Raw genomic sequence first — 18,539 nt, forward strand, 5'->3', positions numbered from 1 at the left:
AGAATCAATAAATCTTATTATTACGATATAACGATTTAGGAGGAATACTTTTGAACACTCCCGCTTTTGACAGCAATAACATTAAACAGTTCGATGAACCTGCTAATCTGCTGAAAGCTTTATCTCACCCCATTCGTTTATGCATTGTGCGCGGACTGATGATGAAAAAAAAATGTAATGTTTCTTATATGCAGGAATGTCTGGATCTTCCCCAATCTACAGTGTCACAACACCTCCAGAAGCTTCGTAGTGCAGGTATTGTTGCTACGGAGCGCAATGGTCTTGAAGTGAACTATGTGCTTGCTGATCCACGGGTTGAACAGATTATTAAAACTTTATTTGAAAAGGATGACTGTGAATCATGAGCAAAAAAGTATTGATTGTTGGCGGTGTAGCTGGAGGTGCATCTGCAGCTGCACGTCTTCGCCGTCTGGATGAACATGCCGAAATTATTATCTTTGAGAAGGGACCCTATATCTCATTTGCCAATTGTGGTTTACCTTATTATATAGGTGGCACAATCGATGATCGAGAGCGTCTGCTGGTGCAGACGCCAAAAGGGATGGCAGATCGCTTTCGTATCGATGTGCGTACAAAAAGTGAGGTCGTGGCTATCGATTCGCAGAAGCGAGTGATTAAGATACAATCCCAGGAGCGGGGTGAATATGAAGAAAGCTATGACGAGTTGATATTGTCACCAGGTGCAAAACCGATCATTCCCGATCTGCCAGGTAAGGACAATCCGCTAATTTATACCGTACGAAGTATTCCAGATATTGATCGGATTAAAGACCAAATAAGTTCTTCTAACAACAAGTCTTCGATCGTTATAGGCGGTGGATTTATAGGTGTGGAAATGGCTGAGAATCTAAAGGAAGCTGGTCTGGATGTAACGCTGGTTGAGGGGAACGCACAAGTACTCACACCATATGATCCCGAGTTAGCAGCCGCATTGTCACAGGAAATGGAGAATCATGGTGTGAATCTGCTGTTTTCCAAGCGTGTTCAGGGATTCCATTCCCTGGGACAGGGCATAGGGGTTGAACTGGCGGATGGTCATGTGTTGACAGCTGACATGGTTATTCTTGCGATAGGCGTAACACCGGACACCTATTTTTTGAAAGATAGCGGCGTTTCGCTGGGTGCACGTGGACATATAATCGTAAATGAAGCTTTGGAAAGCAGTGTGCCACATATCTACGCTGTTGGGGATGCTATCGAAGTAACGGAAACCATTCATGGTACGAAGGCAACGATACCACTTGCCGGACCTGCCAACAAACAAGGTCGTATTGTTGCCGACCGAATTGCAGGGCTTCATTCTACTTATAAAGGAACACAAGGTACGTCCATTATCAAAGTATTTGGAATGACCGCAGCCACGACAGGCAGTAATGAGAAAACACTGCAGCGTCTCGGCGTGGACTATCAAACCGTTATCGTACACCCTGCTTCTCATGCATCGTATTATCCGGGTTCGAGTGCAATTACTCTTAAACTGCTGTTTACTCCGGAAGGTAAAATTTTAGGCGCACAAGCAGTCGGTTATGATGGAGTGGATAAACGAATTGATGACATTGCTGTAGCCATTCATTTTGGAGGATATGTCCGAGATTTGACAGAACTTGAACTGAGTTACGCGCCACCTTATTCTTCTGCCAAAGATCCCGTGAATATGGCTGGATATGCAGCAGAGAATATGATCACCGGACGTGTTCAGACGTTCACTTATAATCAACTGGCTGATCGTCAGCCGGGGCAGTCGATACTTCTGGATGTTCGCAGTGAAATCGAGCATCAAAATGGTCATATTCCGGGTTCACTCTCTATTCCAGTTGATGAGCTTCGTGAGCGGTTAGATGAATTAGACCCATCCAAAGAAATCTGGCTATACTGTCAAGTCGGCTTACGTGGTTACACAGCTTCGCAAATTATGCGTCAGTATGGTTTTAGCGTAAAAAACTTGAGTGGTGGTTATAAAACATACCGTCAAGCCCAGTTTAAGCCTGCTCCATTAACTGCTGCAAAACAAGATCAGCATGATCCTGCGGTGGACGTTAAGGAAAAAAAGTCTATTTCCTCTGAGTCTACACAGCCGCAACGTATTGATCATGAGTTGAACGTATGCGGATTAAGTTGTCCTGGTCCGCTAATTCAGGTTAAGCAGAAAATGGATCAACTCTCAAACGGAGAAACCCTTCGTGTGAAAGCTTCCGATCCAGGATTCTATGAAGATGTCAAAGCATGGGCCACGATGTCGGGTTCCACAATCTTGCAGTTGGAAAGACTGAAAGGCGGTACGATTGAGTCTGTCATTGCTAAAAATACAGCACAACCCGTATCCGATTCCCCAATCAGCGATCCTGCCAGCACGATGGTTGTCTTCAGTGGCGATCTGGATAAAGCGATTGCCTCACTCATTATTGCAAATGGGGCAGCAGCGAGTGGACGGAAAGTAACCTTATTTTTCACATTTTGGGGATTAAGTATTATTCGTAAGCAGCAGCCGCAGAAGTTATCCAAAACTATGATCGGCCGTATGTTTGATATGATGTTACCTCGTGGAAGCCAGAAGCTTGGCATGTCCAAAATGAATATGCTCGGAGCAGGCCCGAAGATGATTCGTGGTTTGATGAAAAAACATCATGTGCCTCCGTTGGAAGAATTGATAGAGAGCGCAGTTACACAAGGAGTAGAGATCGTTGCTTGCCAAATGTCCATGGATTTAATGGGAATTCAGCGTGAAGAATTAATAGACCAAGTCAAAATTGGTGGTGTAGGTTACTATCTTGGACAAGCTTCACAAGCCAATCATAATCTGTTTATTTAAAAAAATTAGTAATGCTGAGCAGGATAATTGAATGAGTACCGAGAGAATGCCACGATGAGTGGCATTTTTTTGTTCAAAAAAAATGAACGTTTCATTCAAAAACGGTTCTTTGACTTACCCAAAACTGCAACATAGAGTGATGACAAGGACGGTGGTTGATTTAGCTATAGAAATGAGAAGCATATACACCCTTGACTTTCCCCTGTACGGGAAACTATATACTCGCATTATGTTAAAAGATTGGAGATGATATGTTGTTCAAAATCAGTGCGTTTTCCAAGCTAAGTAGGGTCTCACAAAAAACACTGCGTTATTATGACCAGATTGGCATACTTAAGCCGAGAAAGGTAGATCATGATACGGGTTACCGTTACTATTCCGCAGATCAGCTTCTCGAGCTTAACCGAATCTTCATTTATAAAGAATTGGGGTTCACGTTGCCACAAATCACACAGCTGTTACAGGAACATATTACATTGGAGAATATCCAAGGCATGTTTAAGCTAAAAAGAAGCGAAATTCAGCAGATTATCGATACGGAACAAGCCAAACTCGTCAGAATCGAGGAACGCATGCAGCTTATAGAGGAAGAGGGGCACGTCGAAACTGGGCAAGAAATCCGAATCAAAGAGGAAGGTGCTCGGCAGTTCCTTTTTCAGACAGGGTGCGGGAGGGAAGAGGAGATCCCGAGTTTATTTCGTCAGTTTGACCAGTCAGTAACAAAAGAAATGCGCCAAATGATCGACGGACCTCAGGTTGTTTTGTGGAAAGAAATCGCAGGACAAGAGGAAGAGTTCGAGTTTGAAATAGGTTACTTCTTAAGCTGTGAGCTGGGATCACCTCCCGACCCATTTCAACTGCGGACTCTTCCTGCCGAGCCCATGATGGCCACCATAGCTTATCGTTCCAATGTCGCCTTTGCCTGTAAAGCCTGTGTTCATCTAGCTACATGGATTGAGAATAACAACTATCAGATCAAGGAGAACGGAGCTGGTAGGGAATTATATTTACCCTTATCTCAAGAACAAGATGCACGGTTTATAGAAATACAAATTCCAATACTAAATAGATAACTGAAGAAGACGGAGTGGATTAAAGTGAAAAATAAATGGATTATATATATCTTGGCATTGGCTGTTTTCCTGATCGGAACCCTTGAATACATTATTACAGGAGTCATAGAAATGATCGCCTCAGACTTGAGCGTATCTACTTCTGAAGTGGGTTTACTGGTGACTGTATTCGCTCTGGCAGCGGCCATTATCGCTCCGATTCTCATTGCAATTACAATAAATATGGATCGCAAGAAGTTACTGTTGTCCGCCCTCAGTGTGTTTATTGCCAGCAATGGACTTATGCTTCTTGACCTTTCTTACGAAACTTTACTATGGGTGCGAATTATTCAAGGGGCTAGCGGAGGAGTGGCTACCGTAGTAGCGATGGCGGTATCGACACGACTGGTTGAAAAAGAAAAAAGGGGCAATGCCATCGGCATCATATTGATGGGGCTAAGCAGTTCGCTAGTGCTCGGTGTCCCATTGGGCACATTTTTTAGTGAAATGTTTGGATGGAGAGTTCTATTTATATTCATTGGATTGTTAAGTGTTCTTCCATTACTTATTATCTACAATAAGGTTCCGGCAATCAAAGAGGAAGAAAAGATCACCCTCAGAATGCAGCTCTCCATTTTAAAAAATCCACTCATTCTGACTGCCTTGCTTATTACGTTATTGTATATCGGCGGCTATTCGACACTGTTCACGTATATTACGCCTTTCTTGCAAGCTACATCCACTCTTACCATGACAGAGATAAGCGGTGTTCTGTTTCTCGCGGGAATTTGCAGCTTTGTCGGATCAAAAGTGGGCGGACAATTGGCAGATGCAAAGGGATCAAAGTTTACAATTTGTCTAGGCCTTCTGTTACAAGGTGTAACTCTTCTTTTGTTTGCTCTAGCTGGAGTTAATCTTATGATGTTAATCTTGGTTTTAATGATTTTTATGTTAGCAACGTGGAGCATATCTCCGGCCCAGCAATTATATCTGGTTACACTGGCACCTCGTAATCCCGACATTGCCCTTAGCGTAAATACGTCATTTATCCAATTTGGTTTTGCATTGGGATCTGGATTAGGTGGGATTGTGATCAGTCGTACATCTGTCCTCTATTTAAATTGGTTGGGGTTTGGAGCTGTAGGAATTGCTTTACTTCTTGCCATCTTACTATTTAAGAAATCGAGAAGCAGAACTGGAACGCCAGATCCAGAGTGATTTCAGGGATGGGTAATTCTTGCTTCTCAGTTCTTGGCTTTTTTGAGTTGTAATTGACGGTTATATGTAAAATAAAAAAAAGATCTCTTCAGCATTCACTGTACAAGAGATCTTTTTGGTGTATATATGCTGTCTAAAACGTGTCTGAAAACTCCGAAGGAAGCAGATTTGCCGAATTTTCGTTCCAAGCAAGGAAGTTTTCCGCAGGCGTTCCGGGGCACGTCGTCTAATGGATAAATTTTCAACAAAGATCAAATCTGTAAGATTCTTTTCTGGACTGATCAGTTCAGATATGTTATATTTCTGTAACGGGAGGTGTTACTTATGGCCAGGACTAAAGAATTTGACAAAAATCAAGCGTTACACGAAGCGATGCTGTTGTTTTGGAAAAAAGGATACGAGGCTGCTAGCATACCAGATTTACTGGAAGTGATGGGCATTAGCCGATCCAGCCTTTATGATACGTTTTCCGACAAGCAAACCTTATACAGAGATGCCCTGGAGCATTATAAAAAAGGGAGTTCCAATAAGCAGACCATTCTTGAACAAGCATCCAACGTTAGAGAAGGAATTCTTCAATTTTTTGAGTATCATATTGCTTCAGCATACGATACCAGCCTACCGGGCGGATGTTTTGTTACGAATACAGCTACAACATTGGAGTCACCAGATGAACAGATAAATGTCTTGATACAGTCTAGTTTTTCGGAGTTGGAACAAGCATTTTGCGAGCTTTTGGAGAAGGGCCAACAATCGGGAGAGATAGATAAAACAACAGATATCAAAACATTGTCTTATTTATTGCTAAATTTACATCAAAGCATAAATATTATGGCTAAAACAGGTCAAAATCCAGAACGTGCAAAAGAGATGATTAGCTATATAATTGCAGGGATATAATTTTTTTTGGCAATATTGGAATGATTGTTCCGTTATTATACTCCTCATATTTTGAAGGTGTCATTTGAAGAGTATCTGTAAGACCATAATTTTTTTAACCATTCTGGAACATTCATTCCGTTATCGAAACAATCCATCAACAATAAGGAGATGCAACCAATGAAGGTATCGTTTATTGGACTTGGTAATATGGGGCTTCCAATGGCACAAAACCTGTTGAAAGCGGGTTATGAAGTCGTCATCTTTAATCGGACCCCTGAAAAAGCTGAACCATTAATAAAACAGGGAGCACGATATGTCCAAACACCACTAGAGGCAGCGAAAGAAAGCAATCTTGTAATTACCATGTTATCTGATGATGCTGCTTTGAGAGAGATTGTTGAGGGACCAAATGGAGTTCTGAACGGATTATCTGAAAATGGAATTCACGTATCTGCCAGTACGATCAGCGTAGATCTGGCTCGGAAATTATCCGCTTTGCATTCGGAGAGACACCAGCACTTTGTGTCTGCCACCGTAATGGGGCGCCCGGATGCCGCTAAAGCAGCTACATTGCGCATTATTTTAGCTGGTCCGGAACATGCAAGACAGCGAGTACTTCCCATGTTAACAGTACTAAGTCAAGAGATATTTGAGATTGGGGATCATGGCGAAGAAGGTAACATTGTCAAAATAGGCGTTAACTTTCTAATTGCTTCAATGCTGGAAGCTTTGTCGGAAGCTCAGCTCATGGTTGAAAAGCACGGCATTAAGCCGTCCCGATATATGGATGTTGTGAATGCTCTTTTTCAATCTCCGGTATATCAGAACTATGGCGCGATCATGACCGAACAACGCTTCGAACCAGCCGGTTTTAAAATGAAGCTCGGGTTAAAGGATGTTGCATTAGCTATCGAGGCAGCCAAGTCAGTTCAAGCTCCACTACCTTTAGGTCAGCTTATTCATCAAAACCTCTCTGAAGGAATTCCCCATGGTTATGGTGAGTTGGATTGGACGGCTTTAATCCGTTGTCTTGAGCATTCCTCTTAAGGAAAGAAAATATAAGGAGAGATTAATTATGGAAATAGGTGTTACTTCATTCGTAGAAACAAAACCTGATACTAAGACCGGAGTTGTGATGAGTCACGCACAGCGATTGCGAGAAGTCGTGGAAGAGATCGTCCTTGCAGATCAGGTAGGACTTGATGTGTTTGGCATAGGTGAGCATCATCGTGATGATTATGCAGCATCTTCACCAGCAATGGTGTTGTCCGCTGCCGCGCCCCTCACAAAACGGATTCGATTGACAAGTGCTGTGACGGTCCTATCTTCAGCAGATCCTGTCCGTGTGTTTCAGGATTTTGCCACGCTTGACGGTCTCTCCAATGGACGTGCCGAGATTATAGCGGGTCGAGGTTCCTTCATTGAGTCCTTTCCACTGTTTGGTTATAACCTGCATGACTACGAGGATTTATTTAATGAAAACATTGAATTGCTTCTTAAATTACGGGAATCCGAGAAAGTAACATGGAGTGGAGGCCATCGTCCAGCGATACATAATCTGGGGGTATACCCGCGTCCTGTTCAGAATTCTATACCTGTATGGATCGGTAGCGGAGGTACTCAGGAGTCTGCCATACGTGCTGGCATTCTAGGTCTGCCACTAGTTCTGGCAATTATCGGTGGAAATCCAACGAAATTTGCGCCACTTGTAGAACTGTATAAAAAGGCGGCAACTCATGCTGGTCATGATGTATCACAGCTTCGGGTAGGTTCACATTCTATCGGATTTGTTGCAGAAGATACGGAAAAGGCCGCAGAACTCTTTTTCCCATCCACTCAGTACGGCATGAATAAACTCGGCAAAGAGCGGGGATGGGCATATTACAACCGTTCCAGCTATGATGCTGCCCGCAGTTCTGATGGTGCGTTGTATGTAGGGGATCCGGAAACAGTTGCTCAAAAAATTATTCATCTTCGCAAGCATGTAGGAATTACACGTTTCATGATGTATGTTCCCTTAAGCACGATGCCACATGAGTTGGTAATGCGGGCTATAGAATTGCTCGGTACAGAGGTTGCACCGCGAGTACGAGAGGAAATTTCCAAGTGGGAAGCTGAAATGAGATAAGAATGAACTGAAAAAACGTACACGATCGAATTCATTATATTTGGAGGAATTATCATGAGTATTGAGAAACGTATATTACCAGAATTAAGAGAGGTTTATTCACAATTTCCAGGGTTTGAATTGGAGAAAAATTTAGAGTGGAGCAGAAGCTTGGTATCGGCTACCTCTGTGAAGAGCTCAGCGCATGTTACCACAACCCGTCGGAAAATTCCGAGGGATGGAGGTGAAATGCTGGTCAAAATTTATGAACCTGCCGATCGAACGAATGATTTACTGCCAGCCATGTTATGGATTCACGGGGGCGGATACGTGTTAGGACATCCAGATATGGACGACAAATTGTGCGAACGTTTTGTTCAGACAGCAGAATGTATTGTCGTATCAGTGGATTATAGGCTCGCTCCCGAGCATCCATATCCTGCGGCGATTGAAGATTGTTATGCTGGATTGGTATGGATGACGGAGGAGTCAACAATGCTTGGCATTGATGTGAATCGGGTTGCAATTGCTGGTGCTAGCGGTGGTGGAGGGCTGACAGCAGCACTCGCGCTGATGGCACGTGATAAAGGAGGTCCGTCTATTATCTTCCAAATGCCATTGTACCCGATGTTAGATAATCGTAACATCACGCCATCCAGCCATGAGATTACGGAAGTGGACGCAATCTGGAGCCGAACGGACAACATTGCTGCTTGGAATATGTACTTGGGCAAGGAGAACGATGTCAGTGGAGGATCTACTTATGCAGTACCATCTAGAGCGGAGAACTTGGCAGGATTGCCGCCAGTCTATACTTGTGTAGGTCAGCTCGATCTATTCCGAGACGAAACGATGGAGTATGTGGCAAGACTTGCACTAGCAGGTGTAGATGTCGAATTTCACCTGTATCCTGGTTGCTTCCACCTTTTCGAAATTTTTGCTCCAGAAACAGAAGTGAGTCAGCGTGCTGTTCAAGGTTATATGGATGCGATGACACGAGCACTTCATCCCAACAGGACCGTTGATTGCTAATGATCATCCATCCTCAATTTGTAATGATTACCGGTGAAAATAACAGAATTCAAACATAAGCTGTCATCATGGAATAAATGATGCTTGAGCATTGTATACTTGCCATCGTCCCATTGGATTTCTCCATCTCAAATAGTTGTTGAATTTTTGCTCTTTGCAGGATGAAGGTATTAAGGAGCATTGGGATTTTCCGCAGTTTAACAGATATCTGTAAATGTTTCGGGACAAGAACAATGTGTCATTTCCAATTAAGTTTTCATCTAAATACTAAGTTTAAAAAACCGCTCACCCGATACTGGGGTGAGCATTTTCTGATCCGTTGCTTAACGTTAATGAACTCCATGGTACGCATACAGATGTTGGATTGGTGGTTAGTATTTGTGCAGATTTGAAGACGAGCTTGACCGTAGGGGAAAGGCCTAGAAAAATTTGTGGTTGTTCCTTTCTAGGGCTAGACTTAGAGATGCGTAGTACCTTAACATAGATTGAGTGAGTCAATGATCGGTACAGTAATGTACCGTTTTTTTGTGTCCAAGGAGACTGTTTTATAAATAGTACCTGATAGAGGTGATCAAGCATGAGTGATTATTCGATAAACCAACCGTATACAAGCTCCCAATCTGATATTCAAAATGTTCTGCGTGATTCTCGGCTGCCTGCTTTGATCTGGGGTATTCTGATTTATTTTTCTGCATTGTACTCCCAGCTACCGATGTTGCCCACATGGTTTGAATTGATAATGTTTACATCTCTCATTCTGGTTCACATTCTGCTGCATTGGTATGCCGGATACGTTGTCGATCGAAGACCCTGGATTTATTTTGTGACACAAGGAGGTATTGTCTGGGGGTGTGCGTTATTCATGCCTAATGCTCATTCTCTCATCTTTGTAAGTCTATTGACGGCTTTGGCGGGTCAGAGTATTGGCGTATACGCTCAACGTGTGAAGGTGCTTCTGGTATGTACTTTTTACTGCACCTTGTTTTCTGTCTCCCTGGTTTGGCTAGGGACTACCGAGGATTTGCCATCTACAGTTCCATCGCTCTTCTTCATCATGTTTTTCGTAATCGGCTATGCTTCTTTGTTCTATAAACAAGTTCGTGCCAAATTGCGGACCCAGTCGTTTTTACGTGAATTGGAACGAGCGCACAGGAAAGTGGAGGAGCTAACGATTGCCAATGAACGTCAAAGGATGGCTCGTGATTTACATGATACCTTGGCACAAGGGCTGGCAGGTCTGATCATGCAGCTTGATGCCGTGGATGCGCATTTAGAAAATGATAATAACCATCGTGCCCACGAGATTGTTCAGTTGTCAAAAGCCCAAGCAAAGCGCACGCTTTCAGAAGCGAGAAGCGCAATTGACGACTTGCGTTCGTATTCTGTCGAGGTCACAGATATTTCTAAAGCGGTGAAGGAAGAGGCTGAACACTTTTCACATATAACAGGGGTTCGTATTGTCACTCAATTATCGATGCCCCATCTGGTGCTGCCGAAGTTGATCTTCGAACATAGCTTACATATCATCCGAGAATGCTTGGCCAATACAGCTAAATATGCTCATGCGACGAACGTAGAAGTCGTCGTTGCTGCACGCGAAAACGTAATCGAGCTAAGCATTACGGATGACGGAATAGGGTTCGATACCAACCTCATCGAGAAACAATCCGGTAGTTATGGCTTAATTGGCTTATATGAACGAACCCGAATTATGGGCGGGAAGATCGAAATTGAAAGCGGAAAGCAGGGAACCCAAGTTTCTGTTCGCATCCCATTACAACAGGAGGACACTAACGTATGACAATCAAAATTCTTATCGTGGACGACCATTTTGTCGTTCGGGAGGGACTTAAACTGATCCTGGAAACCAATCAAAGGTACGAGGTAGTTGCAGAAGCATCTAACGGTATGGAAGCGGTTCGACGGGTGGATACTTACAAGCCGGACATTATCCTATTGGATCTAAACATGCCTGAAATGGGTGGCCTGGATACCATGACAGCGCTCAAAGTTAAAGGAATTGATATACCGATCATTATTTTGACTACATATAACGAGGATGAAATGATGATCCGTGGACTGGCATTAGGTGCCAAAGGGTATTTGCTGAAGGACACGGGAAGAGAGATGATATTTCGTTCAATTGATGCAGCGATGCGGGGGGAAACGTTGCTATTACCGGAGATCAGCGAGAAAGTATTTGCTCACAAGACATCAGAAAAGACGAAAGAATCATCCTCGGCGAGGATATCGCTTACAGACAAAGAGCTGATCGTGCTTCAAGCGATTGCCCGTGGCTCTCGAAGTAAAGAGATCGGCTTCGATATGGGCATATCCGAACGGACTGTAAAGACTCATTTAACGAGTATCTATAATAAATTGGGTGTGGATTCGAGACCGCAGGCCGTTGCCGTCGCGGTGGAGCGTGGAATATTGCATTTATAATCAAACATTTTATAGATTTGCCCGATCGTACACTGGGGTCTTGCCCTTTTGTACGATTTTTTATTTTTCTCTTCCGTCTATGATAGATGCATGAACATAAATTGGAGGAAAAATGATGAAAAAAAGACTGACAACGATTCTGGCAACTGTTCTCTCACTAACCATGCTTTCTGCCTGCAGCAGCACTAATAGCGGGACTTCCACACAGGAGGAAATTCCGAAACCTGAAAATAGCGTTGCTTCCGCACAGAATGAGTTTCCAAAACCGATGGGAAGTTATACGGTCGGGCGTACGCAGATGGACTTCAAGTACACAGCATCCAACCATTCAGAAAGAGAACTGACGGCATTATTTTTCTATCCTTCCGACAGCAATGAGGGCAAGCCGACGGCAGAGTATGCATTTCCGGAGTTTCATTCACTGAGGGATGAGCTTTTGGTTAGATTAGGGGGCACAGCGGGTGGTGAGCAGCTGTTTGATTCCAATTTCAAGACGTGGTCTTACGACGATCTGGCCTTATCTGAAAAGGAAAAACAATATCCAGTTTTATTCTTTGTTCATGGCGCAGGCGCTTACCCACAGCAAGGCACTTTGTTTGCTCAAGACCTGGCAAGCGCCGGCTATATTGTGGTATCCATCGGCCATGCCGAAAGTGGTGTATACAAATTTAAAGATGGACGAACGGCTGGTATGTCAGAGGAATTTATGGACGAAGTAACGAAATACGGAATGGAAGCAGCCACCTTAACACCACCTGAAATTGTAACTGAGAAGCTTGAGGAAGAAGAAGCTATTGAGATTGCTCGCAAATTAACTTCGGCGCCTGAAGCAGTCAAGTTTGCAAAATATGCCGTTTTACAGAGCGAGGATATACGATATGTTGCAGATAATCTATACAAAATGAATACAGGTGACATGGAATCCATGTTTAAAGGCAGATTGCAGCTTGATCTCGGAATGGGTGTGTTCGGACATTCTTTTGGAGGAACGACAGCGGCAATTGTTAGCCGTGACGATGACCGATTTGTCGGTGCTGTGAACCTTGACGGTAATATGTTAGGTGCCTTGGATAGCGATTTTAAGAAACCCTTCATGCAGCTCAGCACCGTACTTGCCTATAATACGAATGCATTTCTGCTTGAATCCAACAGCAAGGACACCTACTTTGCCATTATTGATAATGTAGTCCACGGTGACTTCTCCGATTCCTTGTTTACAACTACGGATAAAGCAGCCAGAGGAACCCGGGACGCGATGGAACAGCGCAACATTATCACTTCTTATACAAAGGCATTCTTTGATAAATATATGTTGAAAAAGGATACGGATATTGACAGCCTTACCTTTGACGGCGTAGAGATGATTAAGAAACCTCAAAAGCCTTAGGATTGATTTGCCTGAATTTCGGGAGGGTTTATTGCGTAATAAAAGGAGAGAAGCGGGGGTCGGATTTAACTGCACGTGATTCAACTCTGAAATCTGGGAACCAAAACGGTAAAAAGACCTTACGTTCATGGAAACGTTAAGGTCTTTTAATCATTGATTCTTTCAATACTCACAACCGTTCTAATGGGTGGCGAGGGTTCTAGTTGGTCTAAGCCAGCAGTGATTCTTACTCTTTGCCCTGCTTCAATTGTTTCATATGTTTCTCTATTGACCAAATAATACGAAGCTTCCTGGTCTTGTGCTAGTTCTATAAAATCCTCAAGATTTCCATTCTCCAGGTCTTCCTTACTTATATTTTGTAGTACAAGAAATTTGTACTTGTCATTTTCATCTGTTTTAAATACCACAGTACCCTCGAAAACTGGATAATTCTCTTTCTCATCCTTGTTAGAACAGCCCGCAAGTATAATCATACTAATGAAGATAAACAATATTATTTTTCTCATAATAACCTCCTTGATTTGAAATAAAGTTTTCCCCTTGCTTTTAAGTATATCCTACATAAAAAAGTGGATTATTACTAAAAGGTAATTCATACGAAAAAAGTATGACCCATGGCATAAGGATCCCTTTAAACAATAAGTTCCTAGAATAAAAAAAAACAAAAAAAGAGGTCACGATGATGGATACCCTAAAATGGATTCAAAGCTGGTTTTATGAAAACTGTGACGGTGATTGGGAACATTCATACGGTGTAAGAATTGATACTGTGGATAATCCTGGTTGGTCTGTCGAAATCGACTTGACGGATACATATTTAGAAGATGTACCATTTGATTCGATTGAAGAAGAGAGAAATGAACAAGATTGGTTCTACTGTATCGTGAGAGATGGAGTTTTTCACAGTGCAGGGGGAGCAAAAAATTTAGAAGAGATGCTTCATTGCTTTAAAAATTGGGCTTCAAGTTTGGATAGAAGTTGATAATGCACTGACTGAGGATGAAGCCTTGAATGGCTAAATGCCTTTTAGTTTTTTTATAATAAACCATGGAGAGGATCAGATGATGTATCTAAAAGAATTCAATTTGGATTTACCGTATATTGAAGATGATGAAAGTATTGAATCTATAATGAAAAAACAAAACTGTGAGTACAACGAAGCAACAAAATTAGATTATGCGTTGAATTGGAAATGGAAAAGACGCTCTTTTAGTTTGGAAACTCGCTGTATTACAGCGATGTATGAACGTCTGTTGGGGAAATACAAAACGAAAGATTGTTGGAAAGTCCTAATAGAGTGTATAGAAAACATTACGGATGAACGGATTGTTAACGTTTCTGGTGTGTGTTCGGTACCGATCCAATTTAGTTTGAATGACTTTAGTGAAAAAAATGAGTTGGAGAAAAAAAAGGTTACGCTTCGCCTGCTAATGGAAGGCATAGAGAAACTTGCTCAGGGTAAAAATTGGGATATTGATCCGTTTAGGGAGATAGCTCTGCAAATCGAGGAGTTAGATTTTGTAAATCAATGGACTTGGAAAAAGAGTGTAAGGAACCCTAATAAGAAGTACTATGCTAAAGTCATATGTCATCATAATGTAGATAGCATGGATATATTCCTATCTATTTTACAACGAGATGGTACGCAAGTACTTTTAGAGAAGGTCATATCAGAACAACCAGATGAATTTGCCTATGCTAAACATCTAGGTGAACTTACATGGGTATCTGATGTAGAAGTCGCTTTAATTAATAAAACAGGCACTGAAAGGCACTCTGCAGCCCTGAATAATTAATACGCTGTTAGAACTTCCACTTAGAAGACTAGGTCAAATAAAAAAGAAATAGCAAAGGATAAAGTAATGAAAAAAAGAGTTCAGGTGAAGTTAGGAGATGTCTTTTCAATAAAGCTTAATAAGGATCAGTACTGTTATGGTCAAGTTGTTTCTGAAGGAAGGATATCAGATTGTATTTGATTGGGTATCAATGGCACACCCACCAGTAAGTGAAGTCACTTCTAAACCAATCATTTTCTTAATACAGACTGTAAACTCCAGGATTGAAGATGGTATCTGGAAAGTGATTGGTAATGCTCCAATACCTAGGATGACATTTCCGTTATACAAAGTAGAAACTGAGGATGGATATATGTTGGTAGATCATAAGGTCGATCTTGTGATTGAAAATGCCAGTACTTCAGAAATTGAGCAAGTCTCCGAACTGGAGTCTTACTCACCAGTTAGTCTAGAAAAAGCGGTTATTGCCAGGTTTGTAACTGGAGAATGGGACCCGTATTATAATGAGTTTATTTATACAGAGTAGTCTATGTTCAATTGTCTAGAGAAAAGAAAAAAGTCCAATTACTTACCGCTTAGGCTTGTATTTAAATTAATTTTTAATTAGGCATGCATTTATCTTGAGGATTTTATTCCTCTCGTATAAATGACATGCCTGTTCTTTATTTGTGCTGTAAATGTCTTGTAATTTTGCGTCCTGTCGGGGTCTGGGCGAGGCCGCCAGCTGCTGTTTCGCGTAGCGATTCAGGCATGGCTGATCCGACCTCCAGCATGACCTGTACCACCTCATCCGAAGGGATGACACTGCGTACGCCGGCAAGAGCCATATCGGCGGCTCCGAGAGCGGTAATTGCGCCAAAGCCATTGCGCACGATGCAAGGTATCTCTACCAAGCCAGCAACCGGATCACAGATCAGGCCGAGGGTGTTTTTCAGAGCAAGCCCAACGGCGTGGATAGACTGAGAAGGGGACCCGCCCCGGATATCCACCAACGCCCCGGCTGCCATCCCGATGGCAGAACCCACTTCCGCCTGACAACCGCCTTCCGCACCAGAGATGAACGAATTGTTGGCGATGACGTAACCAATGGCTCCAGACGCGAACAGGCCGTAAACCATTTGTTCATCAGTCCACCCAAATCGTTCCTGGCTGCTAATAAATACCCCAGGGATGATACCGCAGGAACCCGCCGTCGGCGTAGCAATAATTCGGCCCATCGAGGCGTTGACCTCGGACACCGCGAGTGCGTAACTCATCGACAGACTGGCATGGTCGCCTAGCAAGGATTGCCCATCTGCACGGTAAGCCATCAGTTTACGGGCATCCCCACCAGTCAAGCCGCTTTTGGAAGTTGTATCGGTATGCAGACCTTGATGCACCGCACTTTTCATAATTCCGTAATACTCATGCATTTGGCTGAAGACCACTTCCTTGTCTTCGCCCGACTCATGACATTGCTCTTCCAACATGAGCTGGCCGAGGGTAAGGTTACGAGTCTCCGCCAGTTCGGCAAGTTGTTTTAACGTTCGGAAATTCATTGGCGAAACTCCTTTTTTTGAGAAAGCTGAAGTCAGATATTTAAGCTATAAACAGAGTAGAGTGACATCATGGACTTCCCGAAGCATCTCAATCTGACGGACCACGACAGGATCCATCTTGCCATCACATTCCAGTACCATCATGGCTTCGCCGCGCCGGTTCTTTCGATCCACAGACATGTGTCCAATATTAATGTGATTATCCACGAGCATCCGAGTAACGATAGCAATAACGCCAGGTTCATCGCTGTGACGAATGATGAGAGTAGGATAGAGGGCTGTCAGCTTCAGGTTGTAGCCGTTGATCCGAACGATTTCGATATTTCCCCCGCCGATCGACGTGCCTACCATATTCAATGTGCGATTTCCCGCAGCGTTGGTTAATACAATCTCGGCCGTGTTCGGATGAGGGTACAGACCTGTCCCTGGACGGATAATGGTTTCCATACCGGCAGTGTCTGCATGGGCAAATGCATCAGGCAATCCAGGGTCATCCGTGTCCATGTCCAGCAGACCACCCACAATGGCGGTGTCGGTTCCATGTCCTTTGTACGTTGCGGCAAAAGAACCAAACATGAGGATCTCCGCATGCGAGGGACACTCCCCGAACAGATGTCTGGCTGTACGTCCAATCCGTGCTGCTCCAGCGGTATGGGAGCTTGAAGGTCCAACCATGGCTGGACCGATAATGGAAAATACGTCTTTGAATCTCACTGTCTTATTCTCCCCGCTTCGGAGGTTGCACATCTGCCGGAACGAGACAGTCGTAGGCTTCCCCGCCAAGTCTGTCCAACAATTCCTGTTGCGCTTCCTTGACGATCTTCGGATGTAAAATGGATTCAATGGCCGTAGCCGCCATCGCTTTGGCTGCGAGTAGCATGCCTTTGTGAGCAAAACTGCTCTTGCCCTGAGCAACGGTCTGCCATGCGTGAAGTGGCGTACCAAAGGCCATCGTTGACGTGATGCACTGTGCCGTCGGCACATTCCAGCTGACATCTGCTACATCGGTTGAACCGCCCATGAACGTTTCCCGCTCATCCGAATACGGAGCGATGAAGTTAGGCAGTGGGCGTTCAGCCAATAGAGGTGCAAGCTCAGGGCCGACTAACAACCCAGCTTCTTGTTTATTCTGAACCGGCAGCGTATCATAGATCGCTTTGGCATAATTGTATTCTTGCTCTTCATACTCAGGTGCGCCGAAAGCAACGAGATGATGATGCATTACTTTCTCAAGCGTACTATTCGGAATCAGGTTGGCGCAGGCGCCTTCATATCTAAAGTCCATTGTGGTTTCGGTCATCAGGGCGGCGCCTTCGGCCACTTTCACCAGACGTTCGAACAGACTACGTACCTGTGCACTCTTGGGAGCTCGAACGAGATAAGTGACCTCAGCTTCCGCTTGCACTACATTGGGAGCCAAGCCGCCTGAGTTCGTTATCGCATAATGAATTCTGGCCTGATCAATCATGTGTTCCCGCATATAGTTCGAACCGATATTCATCAGCTCAACCGCATCGAGAGCACTGCGCCCCAGATGAGGAGCAGCCGCTGCGTGAGCACTGATACCTTTGAAGGTAAATGTACCGTGAATGACAGCATTGGAACTTCCGTGCATAACGGCATTCAAGGAATGAGGATGCCAGGAGAGAGCAGCATCTACATCTTTAAAATAACCTTCACGAGCCAGATATGTTTTACCATATCCACTTTCCTCGGCAGGGCATCCATAAAAGCGCACCGTTCCTAAGGTTTCCGGATGTTCCTGAAGATAGTCTTTGACCGCTACGGCAGCAGCCAATGCACCAATGCCGAGCAGATTATGCCCGCATCCATGACCGTTTCCACGCGGCTGAACAGGATGATATGTGCTGATTCCGGCTTCCTGGCTGAGATCAGCCAAGGCATCGTATTCGCCCAATAGAGCAATGACGGGCAGCCCCGAACCATAGGAAGCGATAAACCCGGTTTCCAATCCTGCCACACCTTTCTCAATCGTGAAGCCTTCGGATTCCAGCATCTCCATGAGTAGCTCAGCAGATTGGAATTCATCGAAACGGGTCTCTGCAAATCCCCAGATTTGGTCACTGGCATTGGTGAACAAATCACGTTTTCCTTCAATGGCTTCCGAGATATATTGGGTCAAATCTACAGTTGTAGTCATAATTATCCGCACCTCTTATTCTTTAAAATGGTTGTATTGTTGTATAGAACATGAACTAAATGTCGAAGTAACATGTGGCGGTAAACCTTGC

18 protein-coding genes are annotated in these 18,539 nt (G+C 43.8%); 14 read left to right on the forward strand and 4 right to left on the reverse strand.

From position 1 onward, the window contains the following. Positions 1-50: 50 nt before the first annotated feature. The 11 genes from NYE45_RS15490 (at position 51) to NYE45_RS15540 (ending at position 12,953) form a co-directional block, all read left to right on the forward strand. Entirely contained in the window at positions 51-365 is a 315-nt protein-coding gene (locus NYE45_RS15490; protein ID WP_340013012.1) for a metalloregulator ArsR/SmtB family transcription factor, read from the forward strand. After that, the gene (locus NYE45_RS15495; protein ID WP_340013013.1) at positions 362-2,830 is read left to right on the forward strand and encodes an FAD-dependent oxidoreductase; all 2,469 of its coding nucleotides are present in this window, start codon (positions 362-364) and stop codon (positions 2,828-2,830) included. Before NYE45_RS15490 ends, NYE45_RS15495 begins: the two co-directional genes overlap by 4 nt. 254 nt (positions 2,831-3,084) lie before the next feature. Beyond that, positions 3,085-3,903, forward strand: a complete 819-nt coding sequence (locus NYE45_RS15500; protein ID WP_340013014.1) for a helix-turn-helix domain-containing protein — start codon at positions 3,085-3,087, stop codon at positions 3,901-3,903. Positions 3,904-3,927: 24 nt separating this feature from the next. Continuing rightward, a complete protein-coding gene (locus tag NYE45_RS15505; RefSeq protein ID WP_340013015.1) occupies positions 3,928-5,100 on the forward strand; it encodes an MFS transporter in 1,173 nt (390 codons plus the stop codon). Between the two features lie 324 nt (positions 5,101-5,424). Beyond that, a complete protein-coding gene (locus NYE45_RS15510) occupies positions 5,425-6,000 on the forward strand; it encodes a TetR/AcrR family transcriptional regulator (protein ID WP_340013016.1) in 576 nt (191 codons plus the stop codon). A gap of 135 nt (positions 6,001-6,135) precedes the next feature. Next, positions 6,136-7,029, forward strand: coding sequence for an NAD(P)-dependent oxidoreductase (locus tag NYE45_RS15515; protein WP_340017380.1), 894 nt, complete (start codon positions 6,136-6,138; stop codon positions 7,027-7,029). Positions 7,030-7,057: 28 nt separating this feature from the next. Next, the gene (locus NYE45_RS15520; protein WP_340013017.1) at positions 7,058-8,110 is read left to right on the forward strand and encodes an LLM class flavin-dependent oxidoreductase; all 1,053 of its coding nucleotides are present in this window, start codon (positions 7,058-7,060) and stop codon (positions 8,108-8,110) included. Positions 8,111-8,164: 54 nt separating this feature from the next. Then, positions 8,165-9,121, forward strand: coding sequence for an alpha/beta hydrolase (locus tag NYE45_RS15525; RefSeq protein WP_340013018.1), 957 nt, complete (start codon positions 8,165-8,167; stop codon positions 9,119-9,121). A 577-nt stretch (positions 9,122-9,698) separates the two neighbouring features. After that, complete coding sequence (locus tag NYE45_RS15530; protein ID WP_340013019.1) at positions 9,699-10,922, forward strand: sensor histidine kinase; 1,224 nt, start codon at positions 9,699-9,701, stop codon at positions 10,920-10,922. Next, the gene (locus NYE45_RS15535) at positions 10,919-11,566 is read left to right on the forward strand and encodes a response regulator transcription factor (RefSeq protein ID WP_340013020.1); all 648 of its coding nucleotides are present in this window, start codon (positions 10,919-10,921) and stop codon (positions 11,564-11,566) included. Before NYE45_RS15530 ends, NYE45_RS15535 begins: the two co-directional genes overlap by 4 nt. 115 nt (positions 11,567-11,681) lie before the next feature. Continuing rightward, entirely contained in the window at positions 11,682-12,953 is a 1,272-nt protein-coding gene (locus NYE45_RS15540; protein ID WP_340013021.1) for a choline esterase, read from the forward strand. A gap of 146 nt (positions 12,954-13,099) precedes the next feature. Here the strand turns inward: NYE45_RS15540 and NYE45_RS15545 are convergent, their stop codons facing one another. Then, positions 13,100-13,459 (reverse strand): DUF3221 domain-containing protein, encoded by a 360-nt coding sequence (locus NYE45_RS15545; protein WP_340013022.1) that lies wholly within the window; start codon positions 13,457-13,459, stop codon positions 13,100-13,102. Between the two features lie 176 nt (positions 13,460-13,635). Between NYE45_RS15545 and NYE45_RS15550 the strand changes: the two genes are divergently transcribed. The 3 genes from NYE45_RS15550 (at position 13,636) to NYE45_RS15560 (ending at position 15,275) form a co-directional block, all read left to right on the forward strand. Then, positions 13,636-13,935: an immunity 53 family protein gene (locus tag NYE45_RS15550; protein WP_340013024.1), complete on the forward strand. Its 300-nt coding sequence runs from the start codon at positions 13,636-13,638 to the stop codon at positions 13,933-13,935. Positions 13,936-14,014: 79 nt separating this feature from the next. Next, positions 14,015-14,749 carry a hypothetical protein gene (locus NYE45_RS15555; protein WP_340013026.1) on the forward strand — a complete coding sequence of 245 codons (735 nt, stop codon included), beginning with the start codon at positions 14,015-14,017 and terminating at the stop codon, positions 14,747-14,749. A gap of 136 nt (positions 14,750-14,885) precedes the next feature. Beyond that, positions 14,886-15,275 carry a hypothetical protein gene (locus NYE45_RS15560; protein ID WP_340013027.1) on the forward strand — a complete coding sequence of 130 codons (390 nt, stop codon included), beginning with the start codon at positions 14,886-14,888 and terminating at the stop codon, positions 15,273-15,275. A 136-nt stretch (positions 15,276-15,411) separates the two neighbouring features. On the opposite strand, the gene sdaAA is transcribed toward NYE45_RS15560, so the two are convergent. From sdaAA to NYE45_RS15575, 3 genes are read right to left on the reverse strand one after another with little or no spacing between them, the layout of a single operon-like run. Further along, positions 15,412-16,287, reverse strand: a complete 876-nt coding sequence (gene sdaAA / locus NYE45_RS15565; RefSeq protein ID WP_340013028.1) for an L-serine ammonia-lyase, iron-sulfur-dependent, subunit alpha — start codon at positions 16,285-16,287, stop codon at positions 15,412-15,414. 45 nt (positions 16,288-16,332) lie between these two features. Next, on the reverse strand, positions 16,333-17,001 hold the full coding sequence (gene sdaAB / locus NYE45_RS15570; RefSeq protein WP_340013029.1) for an L-serine ammonia-lyase, iron-sulfur-dependent subunit beta: 669 nt from the start codon (positions 16,999-17,001) through the stop codon (positions 16,333-16,335). A 4-nt stretch (positions 17,002-17,005) separates the two neighbouring features. After that, positions 17,006-18,448 (reverse strand): M20 family metallopeptidase, encoded by a 1,443-nt coding sequence (locus tag NYE45_RS15575; protein WP_340013030.1) that lies wholly within the window; start codon positions 18,446-18,448, stop codon positions 17,006-17,008. Positions 18,449-18,539: the final 91 nt, after the last annotated feature.

It is taken from the genome of Paenibacillus sp. FSL K6-1318, from assembly GCF_037976905.1.
Taxonomy (GTDB): Bacteria; Bacillota; Bacilli; order Paenibacillales; family Paenibacillaceae; genus Paenibacillus; species Paenibacillus amylolyticus_A.

Bases quoted from the DNA above. Each gene is read 5' to 3' on its own strand.
- NYE45_RS15550 (WP_340013024.1), top strand. From the start codon at position 13,636: ATGGATACCCTAAAATGGATTCAAAGCTGGTTTTATGAAAACTGTGAC.
- NYE45_RS15555 (WP_340013026.1), top strand. From the start codon at position 14,015: ATGATGTATCTAAAAGAATTCAATTTGGATTTACCGTATATTGAAGAT.
- NYE45_RS15560 (WP_340013027.1), top strand. From the start codon at position 14,886: ATGGTCAAGTTGTTTCTGAAGGAAGGATATCAGATTGTATTTGATTGG.
- NYE45_RS15495 (WP_340013013.1), top strand. From the start codon at position 362: ATGAGCAAAAAAGTATTGATTGTTGGCGGTGTAGCTGGAGGTGCATCT.
- NYE45_RS15575 (WP_340013030.1), bottom strand. From the start codon at position 18,448: ATGACTACAACTGTAGATTTGACCCAATATATCTCGGAAGCCATTGAA.
- NYE45_RS15530 (WP_340013019.1), top strand. From the start codon at position 9,699: ATGAGTGATTATTCGATAAACCAACCGTATACAAGCTCCCAATCTGAT.
- NYE45_RS15520 (WP_340013017.1), top strand. From the start codon at position 7,058: ATGGAAATAGGTGTTACTTCATTCGTAGAAACAAAACCTGATACTAAG.
- NYE45_RS15510 (WP_340013016.1), top strand. From the start codon at position 5,425: ATGGCCAGGACTAAAGAATTTGACAAAAATCAAGCGTTACACGAAGCG.
- NYE45_RS15535 (WP_340013020.1), top strand. From the start codon at position 10,919: ATGACAATCAAAATTCTTATCGTGGACGACCATTTTGTCGTTCGGGAG.
- NYE45_RS15525 (WP_340013018.1), top strand. From the start codon at position 8,165: ATGAGTATTGAGAAACGTATATTACCAGAATTAAGAGAGGTTTATTCA.
- NYE45_RS15540 (WP_340013021.1), top strand. From the start codon at position 11,682: ATGAAAAAAAGACTGACAACGATTCTGGCAACTGTTCTCTCACTAACC.
- sdaAA (WP_340013028.1), bottom strand. From the start codon at position 16,287: ATGAATTTCCGAACGTTAAAACAACTTGCCGAACTGGCGGAGACTCGT.
- NYE45_RS15545 (WP_340013022.1), bottom strand. From the start codon at position 13,459: ATGAGAAAAATAATATTGTTTATCTTCATTAGTATGATTATACTTGCG.